At 50.5% G+C, this 12229-nt stretch carries 10 protein-coding genes; 9 read left to right on the top strand and 1 reads right to left on the bottom strand.

The window, feature by feature from the left end; all coding sequences use genetic code 11:
* Nucleotides 1–82: 82 nt before the first annotated feature.
* Entirely contained in the window at nt 83–304 is a 222-nt protein-coding gene (locus QZN42_RS09550; protein WP_296957065.1) for a hypothetical protein, read from the bottom strand.
* A gap of 862 nt (nt 305–1166) precedes the next feature.
* Here QZN42_RS09550 and polA point away from each other — a divergent pair.
* The 9 genes from polA to infB all read left to right on the top strand — a co-directional run bounded on the left by polA (nt 1167) and on the right by infB (nt 12079).
* Nucleotides 1167–3746 (top strand): DNA polymerase I, encoded by a 2580-nt coding sequence (gene polA / locus QZN42_RS09545; protein WP_296957064.1) that lies wholly within the window; start codon nt 1167–1169, stop codon nt 3744–3746.
* An 872-nt stretch (nt 3747–4618) separates the two neighbouring features.
* Entirely contained in the window at nt 4619–5227 is a 609-nt protein-coding gene (gene coaE / locus QZN42_RS09540; RefSeq protein ID WP_296957062.1) for a dephospho-CoA kinase, read from the top strand.
* 9 nt (nt 5228–5236) lie between these two features.
* Entirely contained in the window at nt 5237–5845 is a 609-nt protein-coding gene (locus QZN42_RS09535) for a lytic transglycosylase domain-containing protein (RefSeq protein WP_296957061.1), read from the top strand.
* Nucleotides 5835–6530, top strand: a complete 696-nt coding sequence (locus tag QZN42_RS09530) for a hypothetical protein (protein ID WP_296957059.1) — start codon at nt 5835–5837, stop codon at nt 6528–6530. The genes QZN42_RS09535 and QZN42_RS09530 overlap by 11 nt, the downstream gene beginning before the upstream one ends.
* 567 nt (nt 6531–7097) lie before the next feature.
* The gene (gene rimP, locus QZN42_RS09525) at nt 7098–7568 is read left to right on the top strand and encodes a ribosome maturation factor RimP (RefSeq protein ID WP_296957057.1); all 471 of its coding nucleotides are present in this window, start codon (nt 7098–7100) and stop codon (nt 7566–7568) included.
* A 60-nt stretch (nt 7569–7628) separates the two neighbouring features.
* Complete coding sequence (gene nusA / locus QZN42_RS09520; RefSeq protein WP_296957067.1) at nt 7629–8747, top strand: transcription termination factor NusA; 1119 nt, start codon at nt 7629–7631, stop codon at nt 8745–8747.
* Nucleotides 8744–9010 carry an RNase P modulator RnpM gene (locus QZN42_RS09515; RefSeq protein WP_296957055.1) on the top strand — a complete coding sequence of 89 codons (267 nt, stop codon included), beginning with the start codon at nt 8744–8746 and terminating at the stop codon, nt 9008–9010. The genes nusA and QZN42_RS09515 overlap by 4 nt, the downstream gene beginning before the upstream one ends.
* A complete protein-coding gene (locus QZN42_RS09510) occupies nt 9003–9311 on the top strand; it encodes a L7Ae/L30e/S12e/Gadd45 family ribosomal protein (protein WP_296957053.1) in 309 nt (102 codons plus the stop codon). The genes QZN42_RS09515 and QZN42_RS09510 overlap by 8 nt, the downstream gene beginning before the upstream one ends.
* A 20-nt stretch (nt 9312–9331) precedes the next feature.
* Complete coding sequence (gene infB / locus QZN42_RS09505; RefSeq protein ID WP_296957051.1) at nt 9332–12079, top strand: translation initiation factor IF-2; 2748 nt, start codon at nt 9332–9334, stop codon at nt 12077–12079.
* Nucleotides 12080–12229 lie beyond the last annotated feature (150 nt).

Here is a 12229-nt window from a genome sequence, read left to right as displayed (position 1 = left end):
GGAGTAGAGTGTCCATGGCAAAGGGATTTTCCAGTTTACCCTGTCCTATGTTCGGGGATACCAGTTTCCCGTGTCCAATTTCCTAGGACCATTTTAGGGTCCCCTCAAGGGCTTCCGAGAGATTTCCCGCTCCTTTCCGGGCCATGTCATCCTTCGTGATGATGGTCATGGACTGGGGCATATCTTTTTTGACCGTTGGCACCCGCTGAGCGGTCACCACGATTTCCGGGAAGTGGAAAGTCTCCGCCGCCTCTGCCGTCCCCATAAGGCAGAGGAAGAAGGGAAGGATATAGTATGGTTTCATGTGGTCTCCTTTAGAGGTTTATTTATTTCTATTATATATATTTGGGAAAGAAAGGAAAATGCTTACTCCGGAGGATCCATCCTGCCCGGAGAGCATAGTGGAAAGGGAGCCGCATGAAAAGAAGAAGGAAAACGGAATTTGCACAAAAAAATCCCCAGCCTGGGGCAGGGGAAAATCTTCGTGACAAATATCATCAATCGGCTGCAGGGACTTTGACCTGGACACGCAGGGACGGAGCTGCCGTATGACGGAGGTGGTCTGAAAAGTTTGTCATCTCGTGATGAATCGTTCAATTTTGAGTTTCCTTTGCCTTTCGACTGGGGATTTTTTGTTTTTTTGGCGCCATTTTTGAAACTTTGAGAATATATGAATCCCTCTTCCACCTGCTTCATATGTTAGGCCCGGCAGGTTTCTGAAGAGTTCCTCAAGAGCTCTTTCTCATCGCTTCTATCCATATAGTACAAAAAGTGATTTTTATTTTAACAAATTTTAATAGAATATTTCTATATAAGCCGCGATGCCCGCTTATAAGGGTGGATTGTGGAAATTCTGAACTGACTTATAAAGTCCGGTGGCCGCGAACCGGGCAGAACAAAACCCGCTATAGCCACAAATCGCGGCAAGCACGTACGTCAACTCCCGAATCACGACTCACGAACCACGAACCACGAAAATCGCTATAGCCACGAACCGCAGCGGGCACGTACGTCAAACCCCGAACAACGAAGAACGAACAACGAAGAACGAAACCCGCTATAGCCACGAACCGCACCCGGCACGTACGTCACAGACCCATATATGATATAATAAAATATACGCATTTTATTTTAACGAAACTTGAATCCGGAAGCAGGAGGAATTTATGGAAAAGAAACTGGTCATTATCGATGGAAGCAGTCTGCTTTTTCGCGCGTTTTATGCGCTGCCGCCGACTATGACGGCTCCGGATGGGACGCCGACGAATGCGATTTACGGATTTCTCCGCATGCTTCTCGGCCTGTACAGAGATCTGGACCCCGAATATATGGCGGTCACTTTCGACAAGGACCGTCACACGTTCCGGACGGAAATGTATGATGGCTATAAAGCCACGAGAAAGCCGGCACCTGATGAACTGGTGCCCCAGTTTGACCTGATTATCGACGTACTCCGCACTATGGGCGTAGCTGTGTACAGCATTCCCGGCTATGAAGGGGACGATGTGCTGGGTACCCTTTCGGCCCGTTATGAAAAGGAACTGCCTGTGGATATTGTCACCGGAGACCGGGATGCGCTCCAGCTTTCCAGTGATCAGACGACGATCCTCCTCACCCAGAAGGGGATTACGAATATGGCCCGCATGACTCCGGAGGCCATTATGGAAAAATACCATATCACCCCTTCCCAGGTGATCGACATCAAAGCCCTCATGGGGGATACGGCGGACAACATTCCGGGGGTCCCGGGAATCGGTGAAAAGACGGCCCTCCAGCTGCTGACGGAATACAAAGACCTGGACAATCTCTACGCTCATGTGGAAGAAATCAAGGGAGCCAGAAAGAAAAAACTGCTTGAAAATAAAGAGATGGCCTACCTTTCCTACAAGCTGGCCACCATTAAGCGGGATGTGCCTCTGGAAACGACTCTCGAAGATATGAAGCAGCCCATTCATATCGAAGAAATGAGGAAAATCCTCTCTACCCTGGGCATCCGTCTGCTCGATGAATTTGCAAGGCTTCCCCGCTTCCGGATGCTTTCGGAGCAGAAAAAAGTGGAAAACGAGCATTCCCTTCCGAAGGTGGAAAGCTGGGATCCTTCTATTTCCTTTGAAGGGAAAGTCTGCGGCATCCGGGCGAAACTTACAGGGATGAAACCATTCCTTTCGGCGGAATCCGTAGTCATTGCGGCAGATGACAAGGCTTATGAGATCAAGAAGGACCAGTGGAAATCTGCCGCTGAATCGCTGGCAAAGGCAGAAGCGGTGGTCATCGAAGATTCGAAACTCCTCATGGAGTCCGATTTCCCCACGGACCATATTCCATTCTTTGATATTTCCATTGCCGCCTACCTGCTTGACCCCACAAGGGTGACCTATCCGCTCTCTTACTTGGCCGGTCTCTTTGAAAAACCGGAAATATTCCCCGACGATATGCCGTCGGAAGCGGACAAGGGCTGCTGTATTTCCCGTTTCCTTGCTTCCCTTTATGAACCGGCAAGGAAGAAACTTTCCGAAAACGGGGTGGAAAAGCTCTTCGACGAAATCGAGCAGCCACTGGTGAGAGTCCTCTCCTCCATGGAAATAGCAGGCATCGCCACGGACCAGAAGCGCTGGGACGAAGTAAAAAAAGAAATGGAGAAAGAAGTCCGCATCTGCCAGAAAGATATTTTTGTGGAAGCGGGAGAATCGTTCAATATCAATTCGCCCAAGCAGCTGGGGCACATCCTCTTCGAAAAGATGGGCCTTCCCGCAGGGAAGAAGACAAAGACCGGCTACTCCACGGCGGCCGACGTGCTGGAAGAACTGGCCGTTTCCTACCCCTTTGTAGGAAATATCCTCCGCTACCGGACGCTGACGAAACTGATTTCCACCTACCTGGAAGCGCTGCCGCAATTGATCCGGAAGGATACGGGACGCATCCATACGTCCTTCAACCAGACGGTCACTGCCACGGGGCGCCTCTCCTCGTCGGACCCGAACCTGCAGAATATCCCTGTCCGCACGGAAGAAGGAAAGAAAATCCGCTCCCTCTTTGTGCCGGGCGACGGCTATGACTGCTTTATTTCCTCCGATTACTCCCAGGTGGAACTCCGGGTTCTGGCCCATATGTCGGGAGACGAAAGTTTAATCAGGGCATTTATCAATAAAGAAGATATTCACCGGAGAACGGCAGCCGAAGTGCTGGGCATTCCTTTCGAGGAAGTCACTCCTGAGCAGCGTTCCCACGCAAAAGCAGTCAACTTCGGTATCATTTACGGGATTTCCGACTTCGGCCTGGCCCGCCAGCTGGGCATCACCCGCCAGGCGGCAGCCGATTACATCGCCCGGTACTTCGAGAGGTATCCTTCCATCCATTCCTTCATGAATGAGATGGTGGAAAAAGCCAGGGAAACGGGACGGGCCGTCACCCTTTTCGGCCGGTACAGGGAACTTCCGGATATCCGCAGCAAAAATTTCAACCGCCGGTCCTTTGCAGAGCGTACGGCCATGAATACGCCCATCCAGGGAACGGCCGCAGATATCATGAAAATGGCCATGATCGAAGTGTACGACCGGATGAAAAAAGGAGGCTTCAGAAGCCGGGTCCTCCTCCAGGTACACGATGAACTGGTGGCAGAAGTGGTGAATGAAGAAAAAGAAGAAGTGGCAGGGCTTCTCAAAGAAACCATGGAATCCGTGGTCACCCTCAAAGTGCCCCTGGTGGCAGATGTAAACGAAGGGACCAACTGGGCGGAGACGAAATAGCCTTTCGCCTGCCTTTTCGACAGGCTGGGTTGAGGCATTCGCACTGGGAGCTTTGAAGTATTCGAATTGCCTTCCGGAACGGCTGGAAGATTTGATGCATCTGAGCCTGGGACTTTGAAGTATTCGTGGGGCCTTCCGGGACGACTTGAGGATTTGAGGCATTCGCACTGGGAGCTTTGGAGTATTCGTATGGCCTGCCGGTTCGACATGAGGGTTTGAGGCGTTTAAGCCTGGAACTTTGAAGTATTCGTGGGGCCTTCCGGGACGACTTGAGGGTTTGAGGCGTTTGAGCCGGGAGCTTTTAGGTATTCGTGTGGCCTGCCGGATCGACTTGGAGGTTTGAGGCGTTTGAGCCGGGAGCTTTTAGGTATCTTTTAGGTATTCGTATGGCCTGCCGGATCGACATGAAGGTTTGAGGCGTTTGAGCCTGGAGCTTTTAGGTATTCGTGTGGCCTGCCGGATCGACATGAGGATTTGAGGCAAACGAGCTTGGAGCTTTTAGGTATTCGTGGGGGAAGTCTTTTTCGATACTGCGGAGCAATAAGAACCGTGAATAGCGGTCAACGCGTGGCGTCCTCCAACGGGGGAAGCTCCCGGCAAAGCCGGGTGAAGGGGGCTATCCGGCGGTAATCATCGATTGCGGGATAAAAGGTACAAGCGTAACGTAATTGACCTGAATATAGCCGGAGGCTGGAACGATCATCATTTCTTCACATCTGACTGATACTTCCTTATTCAGGGCCGAAGGCCTATATAAAAAGATTGGTTCGCGAAGCGGACCATTTCCTTCCCTTTTCCCTTATCCCTTGCCCCTTTCCCCTGGGGAAGAACGTTGGCAGCAGATTTGACTATAAAGTAAAAGGAGTAAAGAGTTGTATCGTATCGGATTGACCGGAGGCGTGGGCAGCGGAAAGTCCACGGTTTCCTCCTATATGAAAGAACTGGGCATTCCTGTCATTGACGGGGATAAACTGGCCAGAGAAGCAGTCTTCCCGGGAAGCCCGGCTATGGTTAAAATCCGCGAAGCTTTCGGAGATGATATATTCCTGCCCGACGGAAATCTGAACCGCCTCAAAGTGGGAGAAATCGTTTTCACCAATGAGGCGAAACGGCAGAAATTAAACAGCATCATTCATCCTTTCATCTGGCACAGGACCTGGCAGGAACTCATCCGGGCCCAGGAGGAGGGCCATGAAGTGGCGGTGCTGGATATGCCGCTCCTTCTTGAAATTTCCTGGCAGCTCCGGGTAGAAGAAGTATGGATCGTGGAAGTGCCTCTGGAAGTGCAGATTCAAAGAGTCATGAGCCGGGACAATTTCACCCGCGCCCAGGTGCTGGAACGCATCGGAAAGCAGATGCCTACGGCCAATAAGATGAACTATGCAGATGTAATCATCGATAACAGCCATTCCATAGAAGAAACGAGAAGACAGGTCCGGGAAGCTTTAAAGCATGTACCGGGATTCGTATTTCCAAAGTAAGGAGAAACCATGAGAATTGCACTGAAGAGGAAGAAGCATGAAGTCCAGCGCCATCCCGGCAATACCGGCAAGATGGTCTTTACCCTTCTGCTTGTCTTTCTGTCTGTCCTGACCCTGGTGCTCACGACCCCCAGATTCCTGTACAGACCCAGTGAAAGAGTAGCCCACACCATCCAGCAGTGCGCCCAGGAAGAACATATTTCCGCCAGCCTTCTGGAAGCGGTGATCCTTACGGAAAGCAAATTCAATGAAAAAGCCAAATCCCATGTGGGGGCCGTGGGCATGATGCAGCTCATGCCGGAAACGGCAGACTGGATTTCCGAAATGAGCGGCCTTCCGTCGGACAATCTGGAAAGTCCGGAGCAGAATATCCCCCTTGGCGCCTGGTACCTGAACTACCTTTTGAAGAAATATAAAAACAATGAAATTTTTGCGCTGGCTGCCTACAATGCGGGCCGGGGCAATGTGGATGAATGGATCGAGAAAAACAAATGGACTGAAACTTTCTCGGAAGTGGAAAAAATTCCTTTCCCTGAAACGAGGGAATTCGTAAAGTCCGTCGTTTCCAACCGGAACCGGCTGGAAGAAGAAAAGAAGGTGGCTGCCGGTGGCAGATGATAAACTGGAAAAAGAAAGAGCCGAAAGGCGGCAGAAATTCCTGGACTGGGATATAGAAAAAGAACTGCCGGCGCAAATCGGCGAATATAAGCTGAAAAGGCTGGACCGGCAGGAAGGGCGCATTTACTTCGCCTTCTGCTGGGAAGATGAAAAGACCGGCTGGCAGATCCGGGCCCTTTTCGACGAAGAAACCATGGACTACATGGTGAAAGCCTTCCTCCATATGGTGACTTTCTCGGAAATCGAGCTCATCACCGGGGACTTTGAAGAATATAAAAGAAATATGAAACTCCTCACCCCAAAATACATAGAAAAAGAATTCATCCGCCGGGAAGACGTATCCATCCTGGTGCGGGGCCAGGGCTTCATGGTCTGGGACTACAAGCCGTTCTTCCCGGAAACCATTGGCCACTACAAAAGGACCGTCGAACCCCATCGCCCTCTCCTGGGCCTGAACGGTTCCTACATCATCTGCGCCTACGAATGCGCAGAGAAGAATACGGGCATATTATTTTTCTATAATATATATAGAAACGAATACTACGGAGAACTCCGCGCCCAGGGCATCCCGGGAATCATCCATCAGTACGATGCAAAGACACTTTCTGATTTTGAAAAAGAAATCACCAGCCGCCTCGCAAAAGACCTGGAAGACCTGTACGAAAATCCGGAGATACCGGATTGATTTCGGTCAGGCTTGCGCTGATAGTTAGAGCCAATTGGTGTGAATCGTGGTTCGTGATTCGTAATTCGTGGTTCGTAAAGGTGGCGCCTTAAAGTTATATGGGCGCCTCCTTTTATTTTGAAAAATTATTTTTTAATTTCGAAATTGGTGGGCCTGGGAAGGAATTTCATTTCCATAGCTGCTTTGCAGATGAAATACTAATTTCAATGAAATACGACAGGTAAAATAACTGCCATATTTCATTGAAATGGATTTACCAGGTTTTATAGGGATGAGGTCCGACTTTTTAATCATTTATGTTATAGCGTTTTTGGATAAAGCCTATATAAAATGGCCGCCATATGAATTTGGCGGCCGCCTTCCCGACAGTCCCGACACTCCCGAGCCCCGATATTCCCGATTCAAAAGTGTATCTCTTCTATTTTTTACAAACATTCCCTGCTCAAAAAATATCCCTTTTCCCTCTTTACAATATATGGTATAATAACATCGGTATGTGTGTTTATAGAGTTTCCTGTAGAGTGAGCTGCGGCTCACTCTTTCTTATACTATGGACAAGGAGGGTATATGGCGCGCAGGGAAATCGAAGAAGCAGTGGAAAAATTGCTGGAACCGGTACTGGAGAAAGATGGTCTGGAGCTCGTGGATGTGGAATACGTCCGGGAGAGAAACTGGATTCTCCGGGTTTTCATCGATAAGGTTGGAGGTGTAGGCCTCGATGACTGCCAGGCGGCCAGTGAAAAGGCCGGCTCGCTTCTGGATGAAAAGGACCTGATTCCTGACAATTACATGCTTGAAGTTTCTTCACCGGGCTTGGACCGGGTGTTGAAGAAGGATAAAGATTTCATCCGTTACACCGGCGAAGATGTGGATGTGAAGCTGTTTGCCCCCCTTGAAGGAACGAAAATCAAATCATTTACGGCAAAGCTCGAAGGGCTTGCGGAAGACGGCTCCCTGCTCCTGGAAATGGAATCGGGCGAAAAGCTGACTCTTGGAAGAGATAAAATTTCTCAGGTTAGACTTCATTTTTCATTTTAAACTCTGGAGGAAAAATTCATCGTGAGAGGCAAGAAAGACAAGAACGAACAGACAGATACTCTGATAGATGCAGTCCATGCGCTGGTTAAAGCGAAGAAAGTGGACGAAAATATAGTATTTGACGCACTGGAGCTGGTGCTGCTCACCGCTTACAAGAAGGAAAGCGGCAGCAATGGCAAGGCATCGGTTACCCTGAACCGTGAAACCGGGGTTTACAGGATTTATTCTGAAAAGACCGTAGTGGAAGCCATTGATGAGGAATCCCCGGAAGCTATCAATGAAATCACTGTGGAAGATGCAAAAAAGATCGATCCTTCCTATGAAGCAGGCGATATGCTCCGCATCGATGTGACCCCGAAGAATTTCGGACGCGTGGCTGCCCAGACTGCCAAGCAGGTGATGATCCAGAAACTCCGCGAAGCTGAAAGAGGATCCATTTATGATGAATTCTCCGGCCGTGAAGGAGATGTCATTACCGGTACTGTCAAATGGTCCGAATCCCGCACCGTATTCGTGGACCTGGGCCGTGTGGAAGGGATTCTTCCCTATGCGGAACAGATCGAAGGAGAATCTTTCCAGCCCAATGACAAGATTAAGTGCTATGTACTGGAAGTCAGAAAGACCACGAAGGGACCGGAAATCATTCTTTCCAGAACCCACCCAGGCCTCCTGAAGCGTCTTTTCGAACTGGAAGTACCGGAAATCTACAGCGGAACTGTGGAAATAAAGAATGTAGTCCGCGAAGCGGGCTCCCGCTCCAAGATTGCCGTTTACGCAATGGACCCCAATGTGGACCCTGTAGGTGCCTGCGTTGGTCCGAAGGGCCAGAGAGTCCAGAATATCGTGAACGAACTGCATGATGAAAAGATCGATATTGTCCGCTGGGATGAAGATCCGGCCATCTATATCGCCAATGCCCTTTCTCCGGCGAAGGTTATTTCCGTTTCCGTCTGGGAAGAAGAAAAATCCTCCTATGTCATTGTTCCTGATTACCAGCTGTCCCTCGCTATCGGTAAAGCCGGTCAGAATGCAAGACTGGCAGCGAAACTGACCAACTGGAAGATCGATATCAAGAGCGAAACCCAGGCGAAGGAAGAAGGCTTCGGCCAGGACGAAGCGGAAGAAGAGGATGATATCCTCGGAGATATCGAGGCCGGCGGCGAGGAGGATGCTGAATGAAAGTAAAAAAGATTCCCATGCGCAAATGCGTGGGATGCGGCGAATTAAAGCCGAAGAAGGAGCTCCTCCGCATCGTAGCCCTTCCTACAGGGGTCATCGAAGTGGACCGGACCGGAAAGAAATCGGGCCGGGGCGTGTACATCTGTGACGATATCGAATGCTTCAACAAAGCCTATGAAACCCATGGCCTGGAAAAATCCCTGAAGCGCCCTGTTTCCAAAGATGTATACGAAGCACTGAAGGTGCAGGTTGAAAATGGATGAGCCCGTTTACCGGATGCTTGGCCTCTGCATGAAGGCAGGAAGGCTTCTTTCCGGAAATGAACAGGTGTCCGAAGGAATCAGAAAAAGACAGGGAGTCCTCCTGGTGCTGACGGAAGACAGTTCCGAAAGGACAAAGGACGAATATACAAGGGCCTGTGAAAGAGCTCATATTTCCATAAAAATATTTGGAACGAAAGAAAGATTGGGGCAGGCCCTGGGCAAAGGCGTCCGGACATGCGCCCTGATTACAGATAAAGGCTTCGGCAGGGCAATCGCGGATAAGATTGACAGCCGGAAATAAAGATAGATGGGAGGCTGCTTATGCAGAAGAAAAAATCCAGAGTATATGAACTGGCCAGGACGTTTGGAAAAACGGACCGGGAAGTCATTGAAATATTGAAGAAACATAATTTTGACGTTACCAGCCGTCTTTCCGGGGTAGATGACAGTGCAAGGGAAGTGCTGGAAAAAGAATTTTCCGTAAAGAAAAAGAAGCGCCCGCCCATGAGAACCGTCCGCTTCGACCAGCAGGGCCGCCCGACGGACAGAAAACAGCAGGATGGGGCAAGAAAATCCTCTTATTCCTCCATTTCCGTGCCGGAAGAACCGAAACCGGCTCCGAAAGCAGAGGCAAAACCGGCTCCAAAGGCAGAAGTAAAGCCTGCCCCAAAGGCAGAAGCAAAACCGGCTCCGAAGGCAGAAGCAAAACCGGCTCCGAAGGCAGAAGTGAAACCGGCTCCTAAAGCGGAAGTGAAACCGGCTCCAAAAGCTGAGGAAAAACCGGCAGCCCGCCAGGATTCCCGTCCGGCAGACCGCACTTTCCGTCCGTCCAGAGGACCGAGAGACAATGCCCGCCAGGGAGACCGTCCCGGGAGGGAAAGAAATGACCGTTTCAGCCGCGACAACCGCAGCAGCGACCGTCCGGCCCGCCAGGGGGACAGACAGGGAAGACAGGGAGACCGCTTCGGAGATCGTAATGCCCGCCCAGCAAGAAATAATGACCGTTTCGGGGACCGCCCGGCCCGTCCGGCCAGACAGGAACACCCGGAATACGAATATCCGGAAGAACTGACGGAACGCCCGCGCCAGGAAAGGCAGGACAGACCCCGCCAGGAAAGACGTTCTGCGCCAAAACCGGAACCGGCAGAAGAAGCACCGGTTATTCCGGCACAGAGAAGAGAAAAACCGGCCAAGAAAAAGACAAAGAAAGACTGGGAACGCTCCCGCAGAGAAAAAGAAGGCGGATCCCTCATGGCCCGTTCTCTCAACCAGAACAACAAGAAGAAAAAACATATGGCTGACAAGAAATCTGCCGCTTACCCCACAGAAGTGGAACTTCCGCCGAGCGTAACCGTCAAAGAACTGGCTGAACTTTTCGGACGCGAAGTCAGTGAAATCATTAAAGCCCTCATGATGGACGGAGTAATGGCCACCATCAACCAGAATCTTGACAGGGATACCATTGAAATCCTGGCAGAAGAATTTGGCGTAACGATCAAAGAAGCGCCGCAGGCAGCTGATCCGACTGAATATACTCCGGCCAAGGATGACCCGAGATTCCTGAAAACCCGTCCGGCAGTAGTTACCATCATGGGCCACGTCGATCACGGCAAGACCACCCTTCTCGATGCTCTCCGCCAGACCAATGTGGCACAGCACGAAGCAGGCGGCATTACCCAGAGAATCGGCGCCTACCAGCTCCGTTACAAAGGTCACAAGATTACATTCCTGGATACCCCGGGTCACGAAGCATTCACAGCCATGCGTTCCCGCGGCGCCCAGATCACCGATATTGCAGTCCTCATCGTAGCAGCCGATGACGGAGTTATGCCGCAGACCGTAGAAGCGATCCACCATGCAAAGAATGCAGGCGTACCGATCATGGTTGCCATCAACAAGATTGATAAACCCGGTGCAAACCCGGACCGGATCAAGGAAGAACTTTCCAAGGAAGGCCTCCTCTGCGAAGAATGGGGCGGCGATGTCATTATGACTCCTATTTCCGCAAAGAAGAAAATCGGTCTGGATGACCTTCTTGAAAATATCCTCCTCGTGGCAGAAGTACAGGAATTGAAAGCCAACCCGAATCGTGAAGCTTACGGCGTAGTTGTCGAAGCCCAGCTGGATAAGGGCAGAGGTCCTGTGATGAGCGTACTCGTACAGAATGGTACCCTTCATGTGGGTGATGGAATCCTCGCCGGCAAGAGCTGGGGCCGTGTACGTGCCATGACCAATGAAAACGGACGCAAACTGAAAAATGCAGAACCTTCCGCTCCGGCAGAAATCCTCGGTATGGACAGCGTACCGGAAGCAGGCGACCATTTCTATGTAATGGATGAAAGAAAAGCAAGAGAAATCGCCGAACTCCGCGCAGCCAGAGCCAAGGAAGAAGAACAGAGAAACGTACAGAAGGTTACCCTGGACAATATCTTTGAAAAGATTAAGGAAGGGGAAATGAAGGAACTGGATGTCATCATCAAGGCTGATGTCCAGGGCTCTGTAGAAGCGCTCGTTCAGTCCCTCCAGGGAATCAAGAGTGATGAAGTCCGTATTTCCATCGTTCATTCCGCTGTAGGCGCTATCAATGAATCCGATGTCATGCTGGCATCTGCTTCCAGGGCACTCATTATCGGCTTCAACGTCCGTCCGGATGCCAATGCAAGAGCTATGGCTGAAAAAGACGGAGTCGATATCCGTCTGTACAGAGTCATTTATGACTGCATTGATGATGTAAAGGCCGCTATGGCCGGCATGCTGGCTCCGACAATCCGCGAAGTCGTCCTGGGCCATGCGGAAGTCCGTCAGGTTATTCATACGCCGAAAGTCATCGTTGCCGGTTCCTATGTACAGGACGGCAAAGTCACCTCCACCTGCCAGCTCCGACTCATCCGCGATGGTATCGTTATTCACGAAGGAAAGATTGCGTCCCTCCGCCGTTTCAAGGATGATGTGAAGGAAGTGGCTGCAGGCTTTGAATGCGGTATCGCCATCGACAGCTACAGAGACGTAAAGGAAGGAGACCAGCTGGAATCCTTCGAACTGAAAGAAGAAGCAGCGAAGCTGGAATAATTTCACAAATGGTTTTCGGGCCATGCAGGGTGAAAAATCAGTTAGAAAAGTTAATAGCTCAAACTTCGCAGTTAACAATCTTGTGTTTTCCTAGATAATATCGGTCTTTTTCTAAAAAAGAATAGCAAGGGCCTTCCGTTTTAGGTAAAA

It is taken from the genome of uncultured Dialister sp., assembly GCA_900314595.1.
GTDB lineage: Bacteria > Bacillota > Negativicutes > Veillonellales > Dialisteraceae > Dialister.
Note: the sequence above shows the minus strand (reverse complement) of the source record. Positions and strands in the feature narration are given on the sequence as shown.